Source organism: Vibrio gazogenes, assembly GCF_023920225.1.
Taxonomy (GTDB): domain Bacteria; phylum Pseudomonadota; class Gammaproteobacteria; order Enterobacterales; family Vibrionaceae; genus Vibrio; species Vibrio gazogenes.
On record NZ_CP092587.1, the window covers coordinates 1,133,955 to 1,156,749 of the forward strand.

Annotated in this window: 19 protein-coding genes; 11 read left to right on the plus strand and 8 right to left on the minus strand. The window is 41.3% G+C overall.

The features are described from left to right. Positions 1-227: 227 nt before the first annotated feature. Positions 228-1,382: a hypothetical protein gene (locus MKS89_RS05230; RefSeq protein WP_072962530.1), complete on the minus strand. Its 1,155-nt coding sequence runs from the start codon at positions 1,380-1,382 to the stop codon at positions 228-230. A gap of 74 nt (positions 1,383-1,456) precedes the next feature. On the opposite strand from MKS89_RS05230, the gene MKS89_RS05235 reads away from it, so the two are divergent. The 3 genes from MKS89_RS05235 to MKS89_RS20945 all read left to right on the plus strand — a co-directional run bounded on the left by MKS89_RS05235 (position 1,457) and on the right by MKS89_RS20945 (position 3,986). After that, positions 1,457-1,843, plus strand: a complete 387-nt coding sequence (locus tag MKS89_RS05235) for an FRG domain-containing protein (protein WP_072962532.1) — start codon at positions 1,457-1,459, stop codon at positions 1,841-1,843. A 258-nt stretch (positions 1,844-2,101) separates the two neighbouring features. Then, the gene (locus tag MKS89_RS05240) at positions 2,102-3,304 is read left to right on the plus strand and encodes a hypothetical protein (RefSeq protein ID WP_072962534.1); all 1,203 of its coding nucleotides are present in this window, start codon (positions 2,102-2,104) and stop codon (positions 3,302-3,304) included. A gap of 601 nt (positions 3,305-3,905) precedes the next feature. Further along, entirely contained in the window at positions 3,906-3,986 is an 81-nt protein-coding gene (locus tag MKS89_RS20945) for a hypothetical protein (protein ID WP_072962606.1), read from the plus strand. Between the two features lie 417 nt (positions 3,987-4,403). Here MKS89_RS20945 and MKS89_RS05245 read toward each other — a convergent pair whose 3' ends face one another. Genes MKS89_RS05245 through MKS89_RS05255 form a run of 3 tightly spaced genes read right to left on the minus strand, consistent with a single transcriptional unit; the run spans position 4,404 to position 6,968 of the window. Then, on the minus strand, positions 4,404-5,165 hold the full coding sequence (locus MKS89_RS05245) for an inositol monophosphatase family protein (protein WP_072962537.1): 762 nt from the start codon (positions 5,163-5,165) through the stop codon (positions 4,404-4,406). Positions 5,166-5,176: 11 nt separating this feature from the next. Continuing rightward, complete coding sequence (locus MKS89_RS05250; RefSeq protein ID WP_072962540.1) at positions 5,177-6,193, minus strand: LacI family DNA-binding transcriptional regulator; 1,017 nt, start codon at positions 6,191-6,193, stop codon at positions 5,177-5,179. 43 nt (positions 6,194-6,236) lie between these two features. Continuing rightward, a complete protein-coding gene (locus MKS89_RS05255) occupies positions 6,237-6,968 on the minus strand; it encodes an MBL fold metallo-hydrolase (RefSeq protein WP_072962542.1) in 732 nt (243 codons plus the stop codon). A 173-nt stretch (positions 6,969-7,141) separates the two neighbouring features. On the opposite strand from MKS89_RS05255, the gene MKS89_RS05260 reads away from it, so the two are divergent. The 8 genes from MKS89_RS05260 (at position 7,142) to MKS89_RS05295 (ending at position 17,653) form a co-directional block, all read left to right on the plus strand. Further along, on the plus strand, positions 7,142-8,146 hold the full coding sequence (locus MKS89_RS05260) for an ABC transporter ATP-binding protein (RefSeq protein ID WP_072962545.1): 1,005 nt from the start codon (positions 7,142-7,144) through the stop codon (positions 8,144-8,146). Between the two features lie 46 nt (positions 8,147-8,192). Beyond that, the gene (locus MKS89_RS05265) at positions 8,193-9,341 is read left to right on the plus strand and encodes an ABC transporter substrate-binding protein (protein ID WP_207522021.1); all 1,149 of its coding nucleotides are present in this window, start codon (positions 8,193-8,195) and stop codon (positions 9,339-9,341) included. A gap of 67 nt (positions 9,342-9,408) precedes the next feature. After that, a complete protein-coding gene (locus tag MKS89_RS05270) occupies positions 9,409-10,242 on the plus strand; it encodes an ABC transporter permease (protein WP_072962547.1) in 834 nt (277 codons plus the stop codon). After that, positions 10,242-11,105 (plus strand): ABC transporter permease, encoded by an 864-nt coding sequence (locus tag MKS89_RS05275; protein ID WP_072962550.1) that lies wholly within the window; start codon positions 10,242-10,244, stop codon positions 11,103-11,105. Before MKS89_RS05270 ends, MKS89_RS05275 begins: the two co-directional genes overlap by 1 nt. A 588-nt stretch (positions 11,106-11,693) precedes the next feature. Continuing rightward, positions 11,694-11,891 (plus strand): hypothetical protein, encoded by a 198-nt coding sequence (locus MKS89_RS05280; protein ID WP_072962552.1) that lies wholly within the window; start codon positions 11,694-11,696, stop codon positions 11,889-11,891. Positions 11,892-12,391: 500 nt separating this feature from the next. After that, entirely contained in the window at positions 12,392-13,435 is a 1,044-nt protein-coding gene (locus MKS89_RS05285) for a hypothetical protein (protein WP_072962554.1), read from the plus strand. A 487-nt stretch (positions 13,436-13,922) separates the two neighbouring features. After that, positions 13,923-15,812 (plus strand): ATP-dependent nuclease, encoded by a 1,890-nt coding sequence (locus MKS89_RS05290; RefSeq protein ID WP_072962558.1) that lies wholly within the window; start codon positions 13,923-13,925, stop codon positions 15,810-15,812. Beyond that, on the plus strand, positions 15,809-17,653 hold the full coding sequence (locus tag MKS89_RS05295; RefSeq protein ID WP_072962561.1) for a UvrD-helicase domain-containing protein: 1,845 nt from the start codon (positions 15,809-15,811) through the stop codon (positions 17,651-17,653). Before MKS89_RS05290 ends, MKS89_RS05295 begins: the two co-directional genes overlap by 4 nt. A 511-nt stretch (positions 17,654-18,164) precedes the next feature. On the opposite strand, the gene MKS89_RS05300 is transcribed toward MKS89_RS05295, so the two are convergent. The 4 genes from MKS89_RS05300 to MKS89_RS05315 form a co-directional block, all read right to left on the minus strand. Next, positions 18,165-19,292 (minus strand): ABC transporter ATP-binding protein, encoded by a 1,128-nt coding sequence (locus MKS89_RS05300; protein ID WP_072962563.1) that lies wholly within the window; start codon positions 19,290-19,292, stop codon positions 18,165-18,167. Positions 19,293-19,301: 9 nt separating this feature from the next. Beyond that, positions 19,302-20,039: an HAD family hydrolase gene (locus tag MKS89_RS05305; protein WP_072962565.1), complete on the minus strand. Its 738-nt coding sequence runs from the start codon at positions 20,037-20,039 to the stop codon at positions 19,302-19,304. Continuing rightward, complete coding sequence (locus MKS89_RS05310) at positions 20,026-21,447, minus strand: CehA/McbA family metallohydrolase (protein WP_072962567.1); 1,422 nt, start codon at positions 21,445-21,447, stop codon at positions 20,026-20,028. Before MKS89_RS05310 ends, MKS89_RS05305 begins: the two co-directional genes overlap by 14 nt. A 63-nt stretch (positions 21,448-21,510) precedes the next feature. After that, complete coding sequence (locus MKS89_RS05315) at positions 21,511-22,791, minus strand: extracellular solute-binding protein (RefSeq protein WP_072962570.1); 1,281 nt, start codon at positions 22,789-22,791, stop codon at positions 21,511-21,513. Positions 22,792-22,795 lie beyond the last annotated feature (4 nt).

Below are 22,795 nucleotides of genomic sequence, written 5' to 3' on the forward strand. Positions count from 1 at the left end.
CAAAGACAAATAGAAGAACTGGGCTTCTAAGTAGCTTTTGCCCTACTAAAAGTTATCTGAAGCTAGCAGCTGTCAAAGTTATGCGATACAGAGCGATCCAATTCAGCCTGCTTGTAACTAAGATATTGATTTATTAAATTATAGAAATAAAGAAGGCGTTGTTTGATCATAAAACACGGCCAGTCGTCGTATCCATACTTCATCCCATCCTATATTAGATAAATATTTTAGCCAATGCACTGAATACAATATTCATAATAAGGACTGAGATGAGGGTCTCTAGGTGTAATTTTTATAGACTCATTTCGACCGTAGGTTCTTTTGTCTTTTGATGTAAATGTTTTACCTTCTTCAAGACTGTATCTAACCGTGATAGTGATTGAGCGATCTTTGTTATCATATTGTTTTTTCAGCCCTAATAGTTGTTTGTAGCATTTGCAGCAGGTGCCTTGTGGGCCGACAACATCTAGTGCGATACTTTCGTTGTTTTCTTTTGATTGTTCTATGCGTTCTGCAAGGTCGAATAGCCCACGAATTTCCCCGTCTTCGTTTTCAACGGTTTCTCTGGTTAGTCGTTCAACTCGCTGCTTAATTTCCGGAATAGTTATTACGGATTCCTTTTTTATTAAGGAGTCCAACACTCTTTGGCAAATCCGATAATTTTTTATTGCTCGAAAGACTTCCGGGCTTTTGTCACCACTTTGGCCAATATATTCTTGGAGTAACATATTCATTCCAGCCAAAGCTTCATCTATAGTTCCATAAAAGTTATCGTATCGAGAGTTTCTTTTATATTTAAAATCTTCAATTTCCTCTTTAATTATTTTTTCTTGTTCTTCTATTTTTATCACCAGATCATAAATGTCACGATTTTCGTCATCCCAACAGATTTTTTCAACTTCATTCATATAACGTTTTAATAAAGTTTGAAGCTCCCACGCTTCACTTACTCCAAATGTTATTTCGGTTACTCCGCCGGTTAACCTAGCATCTATTGTGCCTAAGCTGAGAAATCCAGTAGGATATGAGCCCTGCAAAAACTTACCTTCAGCACTAGATAGCAACATAACTACGTTGTTTGCATTATAACTATCAGTACTAAACGTCATACCGCTATCGTTCTGTATAACCATCGGATTCTGAGAACGCGTCTTTTGAATCGTTTTGTAATGAGCAGCAGCACCAATAATTTGATTTGTGATATTTTCTAATTTGTCATCTCGCAAATTCGTATCTATAGGTCTTGTTGCCCTAGATGCCAAAATCTTCTTGTGTTGTATTTCGGCAAGATCCAAGCCTCTTAATACGTCTGACAGATTTCTTTCTTCCCTTAAGCGTATATCGGATAGTCCTTCAACATTTAATGCATCAAGATTAGTCATGATTATTCTCTCTATTTGGGTTAAGCCTAATCTTTAATCTAAGCAATTTTCTATATAACTACTCGTTAAAACCCATGAATTACCCGGAAAAAACTCTGAGTTACAAAAGTGGTAAGTTGGGTTTGGTAAGCAGACTACTCGATTTCACATTCTCTCCATATATAGCACTATATTTTGCTTTGGAATCTGGTGATGGTGATGCAGTAGTATATTGTATTAACCAAGATGCTTTGTCTGAATCTGATGATGAGTATTTCGGCAAAAAGAAGTTGGATGTCAACTCTAGAGTTATGGATGGAGAAGAAAGTAGAGATGATCCCTGTTTATATGCTTTTGAAGCTAAGTTTTCTAATCAACGCCTGCTTTCACAGCAAGACCTTTTCGTTGCCACAAATCATTCAACTTATACTCACGAAGATACTTTGTCAGAATATAATTTCTCTAAAGGTGATTCGAGCTAGCTCATTCTGTCCCATTTCGTTTCACAATTATGCCATAAATCATGGAATTTACTCTTTTCAAATACATGCATACTATATGTTTAGTTGATTATTTTTCTTCAGATGTCATGATGAATCTTATCAAAACGACATTTTCCACATGTGTATTCAACATCTGAAATTTTGGACAATTACAGTCATTATATTCATATGTTATCTGTGCGAAACGTGGACATTGTTCGTTGGAAAAAGACTATTATGTTTTTGTGGAGTATAGTAATGATATCTACAAATATCCCTTTCGATGTGCTTACAAGAAATAAAATCCCAAAACCTTGGGATGATTATGTCATCAGAGAGTTGGAAAAAACAAAAAATTTTTCCGATATCATATCCGGACATGAAATTTTATCACGCATGGCGACACCCTCAGCAAGAAAAGAAGTTGCAAAGACGATTTACTCTATAGGTGAACAGCCTGACTTAACGAAGCAAAAATTTGAGATTAAAGAAGTAATGGGGAGTGTTGGGGAGGAATTGACAGAATTACTATTACCTGACAAAGACGTCGGAGTAAACAATTCAGGGTATGATGTGGATTTTTGTGGTAATTATATTGAGGTTAAAAGCACTGTTAAAGAAAAAGCTCTTATGAGCAGTATTCAATATTTGAATGCTAATTATCTTTTAGTTCACAAGTTTGATAAAGATACAGGTCAATATTGCTCATCTCTGCTTGCTCCTCTATCTGTGGTTCATTTTTTTAAACTGGATAGGAAAAAGAGTGTATCTGTTAGTACAAAGACAGATAAGTGGGCAAGAAATCTCAAAATCACTTTACATAGAGTCATTTTATTTTTTTATAACACAAGAAGCACCAGTACAAACCGTGATAGTGAGGTTTGCAAAAAATGTCATTCTTCTATTCTTGTGAATGGGGAAGTGCAACTTGGTGAGCTGACAAATCCATGTAAAGATTGCTTTTGGAAAAATTGGGAAAGTCGATATCAATACTATTATTATCGTTACATACAGCAGCCGCGATTATCGACAGATGTTCCGAGAGTTAATTCAACAGCTTCTTCTATCGAAAATCTAATGGTGATTGAAGGAAAAAATGGAAGATTTTTAAACGGAGGGATAACGATTGATGCTAACGACGATGGAAGTTCTTTAAGTGTTTATTATTGTCCTTCTGTGTTAGTCAAAAGTAAAGCCAGATTGAATCAGAGTACTGTTGTCTATGATTTTACTGAATTGCTTGATTATCTTTCAGAGGCACTTGATGACCAAAAGATAATTAAAGAGTTTTCGATAACGATAGACTCAAAAGCTATTGAATGTATGATTAGAAGTAATATGGCTCCAATTAAGCCTGGTTTTTACAATAGAAAGTTCAAGCTTGCTCAAGAACCTGATTTTTTAAAAAAGTCCATAAAACTAATAAAATTAGCTCATAATTTCTTGGCCAACGAAACATAGCAACATGAATCAATTGACAAAATATATGTTACGAATTTTTGTTCCCAAAATGTCGTATCAGCACTCGGTAATTGTGATTAGAGTTCAGTCATTCCTAAAACATTTATGTCCAAAAGTTAGTTACGAGATGCGATCATCAAATGTGATCACCAAGCGATTACTGAGAATCGCTTGTAAGTAGTTTTCTTTCACAGTAAATGTCAGGGTAAATCGTAAGGAAGAAATAAGACACCTTATGCTTTCATATTAGGACACTATATGGTTTTGCACTGTTCTTAACTGATTGATTCGTAGTAGGGCGTTAGGACACTTTATGGTTTCAGCGACACAATTAATATGTGCAAAATAAGTCAGCAAAAATTGCAAAATGACTCAGCAAATTTGCACACATAAGTCAGCATAGACTACATTTTGTTGTAGGTTTACAACAAAGTTATATAGCTATGTACGACCAAACCAAAAAGTCTTCCCATGTTCACAACATCTGTAAGTTCATGAGCTAAAAAATGATGCTGTCGTTCGAGCCCTTTCCATTTTAGAACTCGACTTTTGTTTTCACCTTGAATATAACCCCGATGTTCAGAGCTTTTCATCTCAGCCAATTAATTTAGCTTATTGTTTTAATGGAAGAAGTTGCCGTTATACGCCAGATTTTTTGGTGACCAGTACTTCAAAACAGTAATTGTTAGTCGAAGTAAAACATTCTAGTCAGATTTCGAAGCCAGATTTTGAAAAGAAAAGAGTTGCTAAGGCTGATTACGGATACGAGTTAAGGTTAATTACTGAGAAGCGAATCCGGATAAATCCAATACTCAACAATTTAAAGTTGTTACATCGTTACTCTGGTCTACATACAGTGACTGGAGCTGAGAGGTATGTTCTTAAATATATTCAGCGGAAACAAAAAGTACAGCTTTACGATATTTCGAAATCTTTAGGTTTGACTGAACATGAAACTCTGATAAGTGCGCGGTGTTGGTCTAGGGATTAAAAGCGTACACACTACTATCATATATGTACGCTCTAAAAGCCTGTGAATAAAGCCTTGTCACTCATATGCGAATAGACATGTATTTTACTCTATACTCATTTGAGCCCATTAAAACGTTGAATCAGCCAAAACCGGCCATAAGTGTTGAGTACTTGCCCAGGCAGTATTTCCCTTCGTTAATCCATCATTAGCAAGAAAATTACACACAGCGCCTCCCGCTTCTTCAATTAAAAGTAATCCGGCCAAAGCATCCCAACTGTTCAGGTGAGACTCATAGTATCCATGGACTAATCCTGAAGATACATGAGCTAGCATCAGGGCGCCGGCACCGAACCTTCTGTGGTCAATACCTTTTTCGTCTAACAGAGTCAAAAGGTTTAAGTAGCTTTGCAACGGTTTGCGATTTGAGTGACCAACACCAATAATGGACTGTCCTTCCGGCTCATTTTGTATTTGGAGAAGTTTTCCGTTTAACCAGCTACCTTGCCCTTTTCTAGCCATAAAAAATTCATTTCTGTCCGGTGCATAGATGTAACCAAGTTCAATGGTGTTTTCAACCACATACGCTACCGAGATACACCAATAGTCCATACCTTGCTTGTAGTTGGTCGTTCCATCAATAGGATCGATGACCCAAATACCACTGACACCTTCAGTCATTCCTCCTTCTTCACCCAAAAAGCCATCTTCAGGAAATAGTTGGCTTAAAAGATGTTTGAGATCGGTTTCCACAGCGAGGTCAGACTGAGTAACAAAGTCGCTTTTTCCTTTCACGTCAACAGACAAACCCTGTTGACGTAATTGTTGGGCTTTAGCGCCGGCAAGACGAATGGCTTCCTCAAGTTGCTGTAGTTTTTGTGCTGCTTTCATGTGACTTCCTGTTATGAGAGTTGTGAGGTCTTTCTTGAAATCAGAGTGACGGAGATAAGCTCCACTCTTTGTTCTAATTCATCATTACGCGCACGGGTTTCAAGACACCAGAGAGCCCGCTTTGCTGTTTCATAAACATTTTGCTCAATCGTTGTTAGCTGGTAGCTGTACTGAGCAGTCATCGGTGTATTATCAAAACCTATAATCAAAAAATCTTCAGGAGCGTCTAATCCTTTCTCTCGCATACCGTCAAGGAATCCACATGCCATTAGGGCGGTCGCACAAAAAATGCCATCTAGTTGTTGACCCGATTCGATGAATTGATGTGCTGCGATACGGCCACCTTCATAACCGTTACTGTCGGTTTCAATGCTGATCAGAGCGTGTTGTGGTTGTTGTTGCCATTTTTTCAGTGCAAGTTTGAAATTATCTTCACGGTTGATGCCAGACCATGTTGAGTGTTTGTAATTGAGCCATCCAATGGTTGCACAGTTTGATTGTATGAGTTGTTCTGCCGCTAAATTCGCACCCATAGTATTATCGGAACAGACAATATCGACTTTGGGTAAATCAATGGCTCGGTTAATTCCTACTACAGGAATACCAAATTCAAGGCATTCTCTGACTAATTGAACCGGGGGCTGACCGGAGGTAACAATAACGCCGGATACCCGATACTGAGTAAAGCGACGCATAGTTTCATCTAGTTCATCTCCCTGACGAACTTCGGTAACCAACGCCTGATATCCTTTCGATTTTATTTCCGACAACAGTGCTTCCAGTAAACTGCTCCTGAATGGGTCGCTTAAGTGGGCTACCACTACGCCAATTAGCTGACTTCTGCGACGGTTCAAACCCTGAGCAAGAAAGTTCACCTGATACCCAAGCTGTTGTGCGGCCTGAAGTACTTTTTGTCTAGTGCTTTCCGAAATACTGCCATTTTCCGTAAATGTACGGGATACCGCAGAACGAGAGACGCCTGCAAGGTTGGCGACGTCCTGCGCGGTAACAGCACTGTTTTTTTTCATGTTATTCAAGAGATCTCCTGCCAATACAAGAATTGGTTTTAAATTATCTTTGAGGCAAATCTATGACTAAGTCGTCTTGAGAGACAAAGAGTTTATCTATCTTGCCTGCCTGCTGCTTAATGTCTGACAGATCTTCTTCCCAACAGTGATACAGACCAAGCTGTTTTACCTGAGTGATTGCGAGCAGTTCGATACATCCAAAGAAATCACCATGAGAGGAATCATCTGATAGTGACTGAAACGAGGCACATTCCTGAAAAGCAAGGTCAGCATTACGCATTAGCTGAATACTCTGTTTGGTTGGTCGTCCGTCTCCGCTGTAAAACAACTTGTAGCCGTCAGTGGTTATCGCAAGGGCTTTATTAGGCATTTCATGCTGAGTGTCGGCGGTTTCTATTGTCCAGTTATTCCATTGAAAGCTATCAATAATTTCCTGCCAGTGAATCTCAAAACCGAGTTCACTGGATGGCCAGTTAGCGAATGAAACTAAAAATTCCAGAGCGCTTTGTTGCTCTTTCTGGCAGAAAATAGTGAGTGGCTCACGGCGACCAAAACTTTTCCAGTTGTTGATTAAAGCTGACACACCTGCGCAGTGGTCAGGATGTATATGAGTAAAGTAAATCGCCTGTATCTGATCCGCTCCAACATTTCTTCTGAACAAGGCTCTTGGCACGGTCGGGCCACAGTCAATAAGCCAATGATCGTCGAGCAATAGTGAGGATGTGTTACTGTTTTTTGCGAATGCACTACCACATCCGATAACGTCAATTCTCATGCTGAAAACCAATCTTCTTTGTTTGTTAATTAAATTGTCACATAGGAAGCTCAATGTGTTCCCTAAAGGATGTCGGTTTTTTTTTACAGTTGAATGAACACGTGTTCATTAGTAAAGAAAATTATAACCTACACTGAATTATTTTCCATTATGTGATTGATTATGAGGGGAAAATGGCAAGTCTAGATATTCAGAATCTCAGTGCCGGATATGGAGATAAACAGGTTTTATCTGACATTAATTTGTCGGTAAAACAAGGTGAAATGATTGCTTTGTTAGGCCCATCCGGATGCGGGAAAACAACGCTTCTCAATGCACTTTGTGGCTTCCACGCTGTTTCTGATGGCGAGATTCGATTCGGTGATAAGGACATTACTCAACTGGCGGCTGAAAAACGCAATATCACCATGGTATTTCAAAGTTACGCGCTTTGGCCACATATGACTGTCTCACAAAATGTGGGATACGGACTCAAAGTTAGGGGTATTTCTGCCGCAGAAATCTCGCAGAGAGTGGATGAGATTCTGAAAGTCGTCAATCTGGAAGGGTTACAAAATCAGAAAGTAACCGATTTATCAGGTGGACAACGTCAGCGCGTGGCTCTGGCGAGGGCCCTGGTTATTCAACCGGACATTCTGGTGCTTGATGAACCGCTTTCAAACTTAGATGCGAAAGTTCGCTTACAGGTTCGCCATGAAATTAAGTCGCTGCAAAAGCGATTTGGGTTCACCTCTCTTATCGTTACTCACGATCAGGAAGAAGCTTTAGTCATGGCTGACAGAATCGCTGTTTTGAATCAGGGGAAAATAGAACAGGTAGGCACTTCAGAAGAAGTGTATCACCAGCCTAAAACACCATTTATCGCGGATTTTATGGGGGCGGATAACCACATTCTCTGGTCACAGAAGGATACAGAACAACAGATATACTTCCGGAGTGAAAAGACAGAAGTACTCCCGGACAGTTCACAACAACATTCTCTACCAGCGTTTTCCGATAAAGGGTTACAGCTATCAGGCAAAGTTATTCAGAGTGCCTTTTTCGGGCATAGCTATCGTGTCAGCGTTGATTGTGAAGGGCAGATTATTTATGCCGTTCATGACGATTATCTGGAACCTGAAGTGAATGTTCATTTACGTGTTGCAAAGCGTGCGCTGCATGTTTATCAGCGAGAGTGATTTTAAATTAACCAACCACTAGTAACTACATAATTAAGGATTAGCTATGTTTGTCAGAAAAAATGTAACTTTGCTGACTGCGACCGGGGCCATACTGATGTCGGGAATGAGTCAGGCTGAGACCACACTCAATGTTGTATCAGCTGGTAGTCAGAATATGGTCGACTACGTGAAAACCTATCTTGCACCGAAGTTCGAAGCTGATCATCCAGGCGTTAAAATTAAAGTTATTGGCACCGGCCCTGGTGATGCGGGTTCACACAAAATATACGAAAAACTGTCTGCGCAGAAAGAGAGTGGCCTTTCTTCGTGGGATATCGATGTGGCAGTCGTTCACCAGAAAGTGGGTGGTGAAATGGTTCAAAAAGGCTTATTGAGCCAGTACCGTAACGATTTGAAAACCGGTTCTATGGTGACCCGTGACAGCGCAAAAAATGCATTAGGAACTGATGTCGATGGTTATGTCATGCCTATGTTCCACAGTCAGACGGCTATAGCGTACAACAGCGATCTGATTTCAAACCCACCAAAATCTTATGATGAGTTGGTGAAATGGACCGAGGAAAATCCGAAAGCGTTTGGTTACAACGGGATTAAAAACGGTATGTCCGGGGTAAGCTTTGTGACAGGCTGGATTTACGCATATGGATCCGATGCTAAAACATTAAGCAGTACACCTTACGACAAATCCATTGAATCGAACTGGAGCCAAGCGTTTGCAAAACTAAAAGCGTTCAATAAAAACGTGACCTTTACTCCGGGTAATGCAGGGACACTGGACATGCTTAACCGTGGAGAAATCTTCATGGGGCCAGTGTGGGTTGATATGTTCTATAGCTGGAAAGAGCAGGGCAAGATTCCACCATCAATGAAGCTATCACTGATCGCACCGGGGATGCCTGGTCAGCCTATGTATTATGTTGTGCCTGCTAAAGCAGCAAATGCTGAGTTGGCTAAAGAGTTTATTGAGCTGGCAACCAGCCCTAAAGTTCAGGCTGAAGGTATTGTGAAGCAATTTAACTGGTATCCGGGCATCGATGCGAATTACGTTAAAGAGCAGTTGGATACTCAGACCTGGCAGAAACTGTTTGCGGAAATCACGCCAGAAGATTTGTCTAATTACGGTAAGAGTTTCCCTATCGCTCCCTACTTTGATGATATTAAAGAAGGTTATGAGCGTCAGGTTACAAACTAATCGAGTTTAAGGGCAGGGAGGGAACTTCCTGCTCTTTGTATTGAGTTTTATATTACTGGAAATGCTTATGCGTTATTCATCATTAAAAAGTCTCTGGTTAGTGATGCCTGCAGCCATAATGGTTGCGCTGTTCTTTCTCTATCCGTTATGTTTTTCTCTGTTTTCTGCGTTAATGAATGATGATGGAAGTTTTACTACAGCGCATTTGCAAAAAGCGCTGGAGTTGTATTCAAACGATATGATCTTCACCATCGTTATTGTCTTGAGCTCTATGGTTGTATTGTGTCTGTTGTCTATTACAATTGCGGCGATATTACGTCTGTCACCATTTAAACCTGTCGTCAGAGTTTTGGATGTTTTGTATAAGTTCCCCTTGTTTATTCCACTGATTGTTACTGCACAAATAATGAGAACCTTTCTGGCCAAAAATGGTTTGATGAATAACACGCTGATTGAATTGGGTATGTTTAGCCCGCTAGAGTCTGTCTCTTTTTTAGGTTGGAAAGGGATCATTATTACTTTTGTCTGGAAGCAACTGGCGTTTTCCACTTTACTCATCTCGGGCGCGATGGCTGCAATAGATGAATCTCAAGTGCGAGCCAGCAGAAACCTAGGCGGCTCAAGAATCAGGACTCTGTTTGAAATTATTCTACCTCAGGTATTACCAACCATAGGTGTTGCTATGGTGTTGTCGGTTGTCACTATGATGTCTGCGCTCTCTGTACCATTAATGATAGGAACGGGCACGCCAACGATGATCACGGCAGATATGGCGTTCAGAATAAACTCCTATGGAGACTATCATGTTGCTAACATGCTGGGCCTTATTTCTTACTGTATTTGTGCTGCTTTTGCCTGGTTCTATCTGAGACAAAGTATCAAAGATAAAGGAGCAGCGTGATGAAAGCGGAACAAGCTTTGTTATATTCCAAACAAACCAGCGTTAAACGGTTGGCTGAACGGTTTCCTGTTGATCGGGTTATTCAGTACATTTTTGTGATTGCTATGGCCTTGATGATGTTTGGTCCTCTGGTCAATTTACTGATCTGGACAGTGGCAGAGGTTTGGTACTTTCCTCATTCACTACCATCTCAGTGGGGATTTAAGTACTGGAATCAGGTGTTTAGTCCGTACAGTGATGTCTCCGGTTCACTGACAACAAGTATTTTTGTTGCATTAACAACAGTTGTTGCCTGTCTGTGTGTCTCTATTCCCGCAGGCTATGCACTGTCAAAACGATCCATGCCAATGCGTGTTTTCTGGATGCTGTTATTTTTGATTCCTCAGGCGTTTCCAAATCTCGCTGTTTACATGAATGTCGCCCGCATATTTTATGATTTTAGCTTAAACGGCACGTTTCTCGGAGTGGTACTTGTTCATAGCGTACATGGTTTAATGTTCTCGGTATGGATAAGTGTTGCGGCATTTTCCGGTATCGACCCTCTGATGGCCAGAGCATCGAGGAATTTAGGCGCAGGTCCTGTTTATACTTTCTTCCATATTATTCTTCCTCAGGCCATGCCGGGAATTATAGCGAGTGGTATTTTTGTCTTTCTTGAATCTTTGGATGAGTTTACTGGAACGTTCTTTGTCGGTGCTCCGGATATCAGTACGCTCCCTCTATTGTTATATACCGCGAGTATGGAAGGTAATTATCAAATTGCTTCTATTACCGCACTAATCCTGCTTGTGCCGTCAATCGCATTTATGTTTGTCATTAATAAGTTCATGAGTGCAGACATGCTTTCCCGAGTAGGTAAATAATCTCTGATACAAAGTTTGTTTTGAATGATTGAAGGCGCAATTATTTTGCGCCTTCAATGTTATTGTCCATCAATGCCGGGCTATACCGTACAAGAATCGTTAGAACTAGATTTTGAGCTGTTCCAGTGATACTGAACACTCACGTAAGCGACTTTTCCCATACATTTAGTCGTTCATGCTTTGTTAAATTAGCAAGGTTACTAAAACGGAAATGTCCAATTCTTTTTTAAAACTGACTGCCCCAAATTCGCTGAAACGCTCATCGGCTGATTATTTTGAGACCCCACACCCAAAATCTCATACTTTTTTAATACTTTTTATTTCCCACAATCAGATAACCTGACTCCTGCACTGGCAAAATCCGGTGCCGGGCGTAGGAACCCCGATATATAGGAGCATATAATCCAGTCTTGTGCTGGACTTACTTTATGTGTAGCCTGAGCTCTCTCAGATTATGGTGAGCAGGGCAAGGCTGACTTCTGTCAGACCGTTTCCTATGTAGCGGTAGTTCCTACCCTTGTTCCAGCTCACCACCCAAAGCGTAGGAACTTTGTGTGGTGATTTATCAACTACATAGGAGTGTCTACAATGTACGAAACCATCCCTTACGATCATCAATTTGCCCAAAAAGCCCGCGAATACCTGCGCCAGTTAGAAGAAATGTTTGAAGCCGAACAGCGGCACAACAGTCAAGAGCTGCGCAACGTGCTGCTGTATCTGAATAACCTGATTACCACCCATTACGTGCGCTATCATGAGGAGCCGGATGAATCAGATTTGGTATGATGATTGATTGGTTTATTTAATTTTCGAGCCGCAATTGCGGCTCGTTTTGATCAAGTTCTAAGAACCAGCCCTGCTCGCGGGACGGAATCACATGCTGAGCATCGTAGGTGTATTGTTTGCGAGAAAATTTTGATGATTAAAACGGTTAAAAACGGTTAGGTAGTAACTCATTTATGCCCCATTCTGAGCTGGAGAAGTGCTAGCTCTCAATTCTCATTACTGTAGTTTGACCTACTTTTTCTCATGCTACGAAGTGTCTATAAATTTGGTGGCTAATCAGTCAATGCTCGCAAATCGGGTTTATGTAATTTGGCCTGCGCTTTCATCTAGTCAAAGACAAGTTGCCATAAGTTATGGTCATGCTTCGCCTAAGTTTTAGTTCGGTGTATCTATATGTTTTGTTTAGTTATATGATCAGGTTCGAAATTATTGTTTCTTGATATCATGGACTTAAGGTTAAGAACCAACGTCAAAATTAGATAGGACTTAAGGATTAAAGCATGAATAAGATTTCACTTACCAAAAAGGTTGTCTTACTTGGTGTAGCACTTGCCTCTGCAACTCTCTCAGGCTGTACCGTAACACGAATGAGTGCAATGCAACGACACTTCCATGAAACAAATTCGTTAAAAGACGACTACCCTTCCCGCTCTTTTAGCGATGCGCAGCAATTCATTTATAGTGTTGAGCGTGTTCAGCCAACCGGTGTTAATGATTTAGACAGTTTTAACGCATTCGAATTCGTTGATTCCGATCATTTGGTTGCAAATGCGGTAGGTGCTTCATTAGCTATTCCCGTTAGTCCTTGGCTTGCGTTGAACAATCTGATTGTTTCTCAAAACAGAAAGGGGACACCACTGTTAAGAGAAAGCGTTCTTATTCTGATGGAACCTATTAAAAGTAACTCAAACAGTCCTAAAGAGCAGTTGGACGCTGATATTGAGCAGACTGTCGACAAGCTAACCCTTCGTGCAGAAAAAATTGTGAAGGATGCTTACAGCAGAGCTGGCACACCAGTGGCGCTTGAAGAAATTGACACCAATGGAAGGTCTGGTTACGCATCTTGGTACAGCCCGAAGTTTTTAGTACCAAACGGTGTCGAGTACTGCCCTCAAAACATAAATTCTGTAAGTGAACTTAGCGATAGTCAAATCAAGTACTGCACCACAATTCTTACTAACAGAGGTTTTGTTAACTTCGTGAACCCTGAAAATCAATACTCTGTTCCTATCGCCATTAACGACAATTACGCATACACACTGATGCGACTTCCTGATGGTTTTCCTGTTGAGTCACTTAAAACTGAGTCTGAATATTCATTTTTATTCATGCCATCATTTGTTTACCACAAGAGCAATATTGCTGATGGTCTAAATAGTGAAATGGTTATTAAACTAGCCGATGAAGGCCGTCTATCAATGAACCCTCTTGTAAAAAACATTAACACGGGGGAGTACATGTACTTTAACTCTGATGTTTCTAAGTATCAGAAAAATAAATACGAACGAATTGATGATGAAGCTGTATATATGCAGACACATTGATAAAAAAATTGACCGCCGCGGCGGTCAATTTTTTAACTTAATCAGCAAATATACCGGTTTGACATCCTTGTAAGTTGGATGATGATACAGTTGAGTAATCTACTATGTTTAGAGTATCAGCAGCATCTATTGCCTCTCTATATGTTGTTTGTGCCCCAAAGTGTGTTTCAAAAGGTTTAAATAACCGAATTTCACCTTATAAAAACTAATCTTTAATGTGTCTTTTACCTGAGGGGTATAAACCTCACCTACTGCATAATCATCAATCACTTGCTCTCGAATGAGATAGAGGTCAAGCCTTCCTTTATGCACTTCGTGATACATTGTGGGTACATAAACTAGATATTAGTGGCGTTTTGTATGTCGAGAAGTGAAAGGCTGTAGCTTTGACTAGTTTACCCCAAAGCTAGTAATCCATATTCTCTACTCGGGTTAGAGATGACTCCATTTATTACTGAATTAACATATCAATTTATCAGGATAGCGTATGTACTTATCGAGTATTAAGGCCGAAAACTTTAGAGGCTTTGAGTCAACTCATGTCACTTTAAACAAAGGATTAAATCTTTTAGTCGGTGAAAACGATGCTGGTAAAACGAGTCTAATCGATGCTGTTAGATTAGTTTTAGATACTAACTCAGCTGAGTGGGTGAGGATTAAGTATTCCGATTTCAGAACGGGATCGACAAAGCTAAAAATAAGTTTGAAGTTTTGTGGACTGAGTGCTCTCGATGGTGGTGCATTTGCCGAATATCTAACGTTTGAACAAGACGAAAGTGGTGACGTTCAAACTGTATTGCATATAACATTAACTGCTTCCATAAATGAAATCCTAACGAATAATTCTCAAGGTATACGCACTGAAATTCGTGCAGGATCTGATGATGAGGGGCCACTTTTAGATCGTGATACGCGGTTATATCTTTCTACTACTTATCTTAAACCATTAAGGGATGCTCAGAATGAGCTTTCTGCTGGAAGAATGTCTCGGCTATCACAACTACTAGGTAGTAAGAGCAGTATTGGCGGTAATGAGCAGGATATAGAGCGCCTGATTACGCTGATTATACAGGCCAACCAATCAATCAAAGCTGATACTTCGATTTCCACTGCGCAAGGCAGTATCGAAAGACTCTTAAAGCAAATTACGTTCAAAGACTCACCTTTTGCCCCAGTGATTGATATGCTTGGTAGCAAGAATGTTGCAGACATGAGTACAGCGGAAAAGAATTCAGCTTTCAAAGCAATTGTTGAGCGGCTTACTCTTGGATTGAATGATACAGGTTTGTCCCATGGACTTGGGTATAGCAACTTATTATTCATGGCTGCTGAGCTGATGTTGTTAGCCCAAGCAGGTGAAGGCTTTCCTCTTTTGTTAATTGAAGAGCCTGAAGCACACCTTCATCCTCAGTTACAAATGAAGTTCATCCAGTATCTTGTTGAGGAGCAAGCGGGTTTGCAATGCATACTGTCAACTCATAGTCCGAACCTGGCTTCTAAAGTTTCACTCGAAAATATCATCCTGATGAATAAAGGGCAGTCTTTTCCATTAAGACGTGGAGCCACATTATTGGATGGTGATGATTACCCATTTCTAGAAAAGTTCCTTGATGTTAGTAAAGCAAATATGTTTTTCGCTAAAAGCGTTCTATTAGTTGAAGGCGATGGTGAAAACATTCTATTGCCAACTATAGCTAAATTATTAGGTCGCCCTCTTGAAGATTATGGCGTGTCGATAGTGAATGTTGGCAACCTAGCTTATAAACGGTATGCCAAGATCTATCGCAAAAAGGAGGTTGATGATCAGCCATTCCCTATGAAAGTAGCTTGTGTAACAGATCTTGACATTTGGCCAGACAAAGCAGAAAAGAAGCCTGGTAGTGACATAGGATTTAAAGTGAGGATACTTCCTGACCCAGAAGCTAAGAAGAAGGGGAATTTGAGTCGATGGGTTAGCTACTACGATGATAAACAGGATGAACTGGCAGCACGAAAAGCTAACAAGTGTGAGCAGGATGGAGAAAATGTAAAAACATTTGTCTCAGAAGAGTGGACTTTCGAATATTGCTTAGCGAAATCAGGTTTAGCCAAAGAACTATATCACTCAGTAAAGGGGAGTGAAGTCGGTTTTGAAGACCTTAGTGATGATCCTGAAGAAAAAGCTATTCAAATATATGGAATGATTGAAAAAATGTCGTCTGGAAAAACTACGGCTACATACAAGCTCACTGAGATATTGAACGATGCCTATCAAAGAGATTCAATTGGCCTTAAAAATAAACTACCTCTGTATATCGTTAGCGCCATTGAATATGTAACAGAGCCGATTATAGAGGAGCAAGCTGCTCAGGAGCCAAAAGTAGAGGGGGCAGAATGATACCTTCTATAACAGATATACATATCGATGAGCTTCAAGCTAAGACGGGACTGACTTTTGATCAAGAACGTCGAAAAGCCATAAAAGAGTTTAACGATATTCAAGCTTGTCCCGGTAGCGGTAAAACAACTCTTATTGCTGCGAAATTAATACTGCTTGCAAAGAGTTGGAAACAAAATACTAGTGGTATATGTGTGCTTAGCCATACAAATGTAGCTAAAAATGAAATTGTTAGTCGATTGGAGAGTGATGAGTATGGTCGTAAACTTCTATCTTACCCTCACTTCATAGGTACGATTCAAGAGTTTGTTAATCGATTCCTAGCCTTACCTTTCTGTAGATCAAAGAGTATAGAAATTAAACGTATTGATGACGAAGTTTGCTTCAATTATATAGATAGTAAACTTTCTTGGAAGGCAAGAAGGTACTTGGATGGGAAGCCAAAGGCTAGTATATCTAACTTGCAAATTAGATATGTTAACGGTGGGTTTAAAATAGTCGTTCCAGGCTTCAAAAAGACTTCTACGTCGGATAGCTATAAAAATTTGTATTCAATAAAAAAAGCAATGATGAAAGATGGTGTATTCTTTTATCGAGAGATGTTTGAGTATGCAAAGGCATATTTGGATATTAACCCAAATGTAATAAGATCTATTCGGTCAAGGTTTCCGTTGGCACTTGTCGATGAGATGCAAGATACATCCTTCGTACAAGATGAAATAATTAACAAGATATTTTCTTATGAAGGTGGCGCATTTCAACGATTAGGTGATTCTGATCAGGCAATATTTTCAGGTGGCGAGGAAGATAGTAGCAATAGCTATAATGATTTACAGTTGCAGATTATAAATACGAGCCATAGATTTAACCCAAGTGTTGCCAATCTCGCTAGTAGACTGAGCACCAATAAGGTGAAACTTATTTCTAGTCAGTTAGTTAACAACGCTCAGCCACATACTATCTACATTGTTGATGAACAGAACAGGCCGAGAGTGCTTTCAGCCTTTGCACAATTGTGTGGGAATAACCTTCCGTTAGATGAGAAACATCCTATTAAGGCCGTCGGTGGAATAGGTAAGACGAAGCCAGAAGGTCTTACGATTAAACACTACTTTTCAAACTTTGATAAAAGCAACTCTAGTAAAAATTTCAAACCAGACAAAATGATAGAATACTTCAGGAAGACTCAGAAGATCACTACATGTAATTCAGATGGTTACAAAATAGTGTTGGATGGTATTCGTAGATTATTCTCTATTGCAGGTTTTGAATATATACCTTTATCTCAGTTGAAGGGCATGATCAAGGACAGCCCTAAGTGTAATGAAATTAATCAAAAAATAATTGGCATTCAAAGTTCTGACCTTAACGATAGTCAAGGTTGGGGGCATAATATTAAGGAATTATTGACAGTTCTTGGCTTGTTGGATAAATATGCTTTGCTTACCGAGTTCATTTCATATGTGGCACCAATTGCTATAGCGGATAATGAATTTGTTCCAGTAAATATGTTTGTTGAAAGAGTAAATGGTCGTAACATCAGTATCGTGGTTGATACGATCCACGCTGTTAAAGGAGAAACGCATTCAGCGACTTTATTGCTAGAAACAAAATTCCATGAGTATGATGTACATCAGATGTTGGATTATATTATTGGTGTTAAGAGTAAAAAGCCTACAGGTGTTCGAAAGCCTAAATTCATGAAGCAACTGTATGTCGCAATGACTAGACCAAAGCATCTAATTGGTATTGCAATTGATAAATCTAGAATTCCAGAAGCTAAGCGAAAAGTAGCTATTGAGAATGGGTGGAATATTGTAGATTTAACAGTTGGCAATTGATATTCACCCAATCATACTGGTTGAAAAATTGACACGCATAGCGAGAAACATCGCTTTGTCTATTACACATCTCAAATTTAACTTATCCGAAATAGGCGCTTCTGGTGGCGGCCACTAACTCGAAAATGTCCAAAACCTTGTTACGATGGTGTGATTAGTTGTGTGATGTTGAAAGCTAACAGCGTCAGAGTAAGGTGCCGAGGGATCATGATTTTTCGGTCTTAACATGTAGGAGATTTTCTTTCGCTGCATTTAGGTTAAAGTAATAATTTGCTAACTTATGCTACACGTATCACCAATTAAACTTCTGTCACTGAAAGCATAAATCGTCCTCAACTCATTTTGGTTGTTTTTTTACAGCGAAAAAGGGACAGGTTGTGTACGTTCGCAATCCCCGTAAACCATCCGCAAATAAATACGTTTTATACTTGCAGTCCGAATACTGATTTTCCGTAAGATTAAATCGCCCGATGGCTTTTGGCTATCAGGCGATGTTTTTGTTTTTGATGAGCTACTTCAAGACTTCTTCCGTCTCCAAATCAAATAAATGGCAATGCTTTGTCTTGAAATGAAGGTGAATGGTATCGCCGCTTTCTACCACTATCTCTGCGTCGAAGGGCAAGCGAGCGATCATCTTGTTGTCTTCAATGTTAAAGTAGAGATAAAGCTCGTTGCCCATGGATTCAACGACATTGATTTTGTGCTGCTGAGTATTGGTGGCGCTTTGGGACTCATCTTGCAGAGCGATTTTGATGTGCTCAGGGCGAAAACCAAACCATACCCATTCGCCGTTGTGTCGACGTGCCAATTCTTGTTTGTCTTGTGGCAGCGCCCAGCAAGTGCCGCCTTCGCTTGTTACGCGCATCGTGCCATCACGTTCTGTGATTTTAGCTTTGATGATGTTCATTGCTGGTGAGCCGATAAAACCTGCTACAAACTTATTGGCTGGGTAACGATAGAGGTTCATTGGTGTATCGACCTGCATTATCTCACCTTTATTCAATACACAAATGCGATCGCCCAGGGTCATGGCTTCCACCTGATCATGGGTAACGTAGATCATGGTCGCGTTCTGGCCTTCGGCTTTCAGATCGTTATGGAGTTGGGCGATGCTGACGCGAGTCGAGACGCGAAGTTTAGCGTCTAGGTTAGATAGTGGCTCGTCAAACAAGAATACATCTGGCTTTCTCACCATCGCTCGGCCTAACGCCACGCGCTGACGTTGACCGCCAGACATCTCACCGGGTTTGTTTTGCAGTAGGTGTTCAATTTCTAGTGTTTTTGCCGCTTCAGCGATGCGCTTTTCTATTTCTGCCTTTGGTAGTTTTTGCTGCTTGAGACCAAATGCCATGTTCTCGTACACCGACATATGCGGGTAGAGCGCGTAGTTCTGGAATACCATTGAAATACCACGATCTTTTGGGGGCAGATCGTTTACTCGCTTGTCACCAATAAACACATCGCCAGAGCTGATCTCCTCAAGGCCGGCAATCATGCGTAGCGTGGTGGATTTTGCACAGCCTGATGGCCCAACGAATACCATAAACTCTCCTTCACGAATATTAAGGTCGATACCATGTACTGCCTTAAAGCCGTTCGGGTAGGTCTTCTCTACCTTTTGCAAGGTTACTTCTGCCATGATTGTTCCTTAATCTAACTCATTGAATGCGCGAAGGTCGAAATGTGCAACAGAGGGGATCACTAAGTCCGCAACAGGTTCTAGCTCACTGCGTAATGCGGTGCCAGTGAGGACTCCCACTTTCTTTGCACCTGCATTGTGACCAAACTCCATGTCAGAAACCGTATCGCCAAACATGATCACCTCGTGAGGCTTAATACCGCATTGCTGACAGAAGGCATCAAGCAGAGCTGGTGCAGGCTTGGGCTCAATGTCGCCATCCGAGTAGCCGATGTAATCGAACAGCTCCGTCAGTCCAGACTGAGACAGTGAATAAAGCGTTGAGTCTTTGGTATCTGCGGTTGCAATACCAAGGTGCATGCCTTGCTGTTTTAAAGAGCTGAGCTTTTCCGTGACGCCGGGAAGTGCTTCAACCCAATCTGGGTTCTCTTTTACTTGGTTGTTGAACGCTGCTTTCGTTACTTTAGTGAACTCTTCAATCGAGACTTCTGGTTTCAGTAATTCAAACCAAGCTTGCGCGGTATCTTCTACAGGGTTGGATGCCAGCAAGCCGTGATTCAACACAACGTCGCCTTCTACGCCGATGGCGAAGAGTAACTCGGTAATCGTGATGTTTTGATTACCTTGGTGCAGGTCACTGTAGCCTTTTATCATCTCGCTTGCACCGCGAGAGACGTTTAGCCAAAGATTGTGAAACTCTAGTAGGGTTCCGTCTTTATCAAACAATAGTGCTTTAAACTTCGTCACTATTCAGTCGCTCCATAAGCTCACCCCAAGTATCCACTAAAGGTGTTTTAAAAATAGATTGGCTAGCATCGAACACAGGGTTGATACAGCCTTCGAATTCGTTGTTGTGTTGGCGACGAATGTCGATTCGACACCATTTATAACCCTCTGGAATTTCGAGAGTTTGAAACTGTTGAGATAGGACTATGCGAGATTGAACCTCACCATTCATGACGACTTCAGCGATGTAGTCCAATGAGTCATCTAAGACGGAAAGCTCATAAGTCAGCGCACTTCCTTGAGTGTCTTGACCCGGCATGATGCTGCCTTGATTAATCTGAAAAGAGAGACCGCATTGACGCTCAAGATAGACATGACTATTACGCAGACCTGAGATGATGCCTTCACCACTTAAGCCGTGACTGAATACAAAAGTTGATGGGTCACCATAGATGGAGGGCTCAGTGGCTTTTGGATTACGCTCATGTGGTTCAAGGTGAGAATCGCTACCGCCAATAGCGGTAATGCGATGACCGCAGTTCCACATCTCGTTGAGCACTTTTATCGCTTCATCCGCCGCCTTTGCGGAGGTTGACCATGTTGGGTCACAACACACCTCAAAAGTAGATATTTGGCTTAACTGGATGGCGTCGTAGTGCCAATGCCATGGCTTCATCATCGGGTGATTGATAGCAATGGCGCTTTGACCTGAGTCCGCTAGTGCCAAACCGGCTTCAATAACCGCTGCACTGGTGTGTGTTACCTGTCGTAAATCGAGAGAACGTGCTGCACCGTGAACGTTGAAGTGCCCTAAGTCGGTCGTTACCTCAATACCTGGAAGGAAAAGACATTTCTCAGATTGAGGAAGTTTTGGCTGACAGATGTTGTGCTCAGTGAAAAAGAAGAAATCGAGCCCTTGAGATTCGACGATGTTTTTCGCCGCTTCCAAGGAATTGTGTCCATCTGAAAGTTGAGTATGCGCATGAAGATCACCACGATACCAACGCGATTCTGAGTTTAAAATCTTGTTGTAATCGAATGTCAGTTGATGATTGGTATTAGCGACTTGAGTCAATGGTAATTGGCTGACTTTTGTCTCTGCATCAAAGGAGAAATCAACGTGATACTGCATCGGGCGTTCGCTGCGAAACTCCCCCTCAAGGTTGTAGAGTTCAATCGTCCACCTCCCGTGTGGCAGGTTGCCATCAAGCGCGCCAAAGCCTGAATTTTGTTTTTGGATGTGAAGTGACTTATGCGTCTTTTCAAACAGAACCTTGCCGCGAAAACCTTGGTTTGCATCATATACCGCCGCATAGAGAAAACCTTTGGTGACTGTGGTCCCGGTGACACTAACAGAATGGATACCCGCAGGAACATCAAAGCTAAGTTGAGTTCTGCCAAAGGTGAGCTCGCCATGAAATTGAGTCATGAGATTTACCGAGTATTAGGTATGAATAAGAGATAGCCCACCACTCAGGTGGGCTATGACTTGTTATGAGCGGTTTGCTCTATCCAGTGCGCGCTGAGCTTTCTTAGCCGCTTGCTTAAGCGCTTTTTCTGCTGGCACGTTTTGGATTTCAATCTGGTCGGCTGCAACCTTTAGGGCGTCTATAATCTTGCCGTTTGTTGGATCAAGGAAGTCAGGTGTTGCCGTGGTTGCTTGTTTTAATGGTATCAGCGCTTGTGGATTATTCGCTGTGTAAGCTTGGTACTCAGGCACGTTTTTAACGCTCATACGCACGGGGATGTAACCTGTAAACATTGACCACGCCGCCGTGTTTTTCGCATTGGTGTAGAACTTAACAAACTCAAACGCACCTTTTGCCGCTGTATCATCGGTGCCTTTTGGCATTACGTAAACCAATGCACCTGCTTGTGGTGATGCAGGATGATTACCCCAGCCAGGCTGTGTGGTTGCTGCAAGTTTGGTGAAGTCTAAATCGCCCTGATCACCTGATGAACCCGTGTAACCAAGCGCGTTGCCTTTCATTACGTCATCAATCGTTTTGTACCAATATTCCCAGCCTTGACCGCCATGGTGAACACGCATGATTTGGTCGTCGTGAATCCACTTACGAAAGCTATCCCAAACCTCAACCCATTCTTTGGAGTCGATAAGGACTTTTTTGCCATCATCACTGATCACTTTTGCACCGTTAGAGAACGCTGCATCCATCATGTTGTTGTAACCCCACATTGGCTCCCAACCATAAAAGGTGGTGTTGCCGTGGTCGTCGCGCTGAGTCACTTTCTCTGCCACTTTTGCAACACCTTGCCATGTGCTTAGGTCTTGTTCGTTGAAGCCGTTTTCTGCCAGAACTTGTTTGTTGTAGTAGAAAACCTGTGTTGTACCGTATGCCGGTAGACCGATGATGGTGCCATTTTCCGCTGTTACCTGATTTTTAAATGCACCGACAAAATCTGAGAAGTTAAATTCTTCGTCCATATATGGCGTGATGTCTCGGCTTAGACCGCGAAGGTACATTGCTTCTGCGCGGCTTGAATTGAGCAGCACCAGCTCTGGTGCTGTGTGAGACGCAAGGCCAGCTTGCAGTTTTTGGTAGGTCTCCGTGTAGTTCCCTTGCAGAGCAGGTTTAATCACGTATTCGTCTTGGCTTGCGTTAAATTCCTCAATCATTTTGGTCATCATTTGCTGGGGTTTAGTACCGCCGGAGTACCAGAAGTTAACCTCTGTTTTAGCCAATACATTGTGAGAGAACATCGAAGCGCCCGCTGCGCCAGCACATACTAATGCGAGAGTGTGTAGTTTCATTTTC

Bases quoted from the DNA above. Each gene is read 5' to 3' on its own strand.
- MKS89_RS05230 (WP_072962530.1), bottom strand. From the start codon at position 1,382: ATGACTAATCTTGATGCATTAAATGTTGAAGGACTATCCGATATACGC.
- MKS89_RS05235 (WP_072962532.1), top strand. From the start codon at position 1,457: ATGAATTACCCGGAAAAAACTCTGAGTTACAAAAGTGGTAAGTTGGGT.
- MKS89_RS05240 (WP_072962534.1), top strand. From the start codon at position 2,102: ATGATATCTACAAATATCCCTTTCGATGTGCTTACAAGAAATAAAATC.
- MKS89_RS05245 (WP_072962537.1), bottom strand. From the start codon at position 5,165: ATGAAAGCAGCACAAAAACTACAGCAACTTGAGGAAGCCATTCGTCTT.
- MKS89_RS05250 (WP_072962540.1), bottom strand. From the start codon at position 6,193: ATGAAAAAAAACAGTGCTGTTACCGCGCAGGACGTCGCCAACCTTGCA.
- MKS89_RS05255 (WP_072962542.1), bottom strand. From the start codon at position 6,968: ATGAGAATTGACGTTATCGGATGTGGTAGTGCATTCGCAAAAAACAGT.
- MKS89_RS05260 (WP_072962545.1), top strand. From the start codon at position 7,142: ATGGCAAGTCTAGATATTCAGAATCTCAGTGCCGGATATGGAGATAAA.
- MKS89_RS05265 (WP_207522021.1), top strand. From the start codon at position 8,193: ATGTTTGTCAGAAAAAATGTAACTTTGCTGACTGCGACCGGGGCCATA.
- MKS89_RS05270 (WP_072962547.1), top strand. From the start codon at position 9,409: ATGCGTTATTCATCATTAAAAAGTCTCTGGTTAGTGATGCCTGCAGCC.
- MKS89_RS05275 (WP_072962550.1), top strand. From the start codon at position 10,242: ATGAAAGCGGAACAAGCTTTGTTATATTCCAAACAAACCAGCGTTAAA.
- MKS89_RS05280 (WP_072962552.1), top strand. From the start codon at position 11,694: ATGTACGAAACCATCCCTTACGATCATCAATTTGCCCAAAAAGCCCGC.
- MKS89_RS05285 (WP_072962554.1), top strand. From the start codon at position 12,392: ATGAATAAGATTTCACTTACCAAAAAGGTTGTCTTACTTGGTGTAGCA.
- MKS89_RS05290 (WP_072962558.1), top strand. From the start codon at position 13,923: ATGTACTTATCGAGTATTAAGGCCGAAAACTTTAGAGGCTTTGAGTCA.
- MKS89_RS05295 (WP_072962561.1), top strand. From the start codon at position 15,809: ATGATACCTTCTATAACAGATATACATATCGATGAGCTTCAAGCTAAG.
- MKS89_RS05300 (WP_072962563.1), bottom strand. From the start codon at position 19,292: ATGGCAGAAGTAACCTTGCAAAAGGTAGAGAAGACCTACCCGAACGGC.
- MKS89_RS05310 (WP_072962567.1), bottom strand. From the start codon at position 21,447: ATGACTCAATTTCATGGCGAGCTCACCTTTGGCAGAACTCAACTTAGC.
- MKS89_RS05315 (WP_072962570.1), bottom strand. From the start codon at position 22,791: ATGAAACTACACACTCTCGCATTAGTATGTGCTGGCGCAGCGGGCGCT.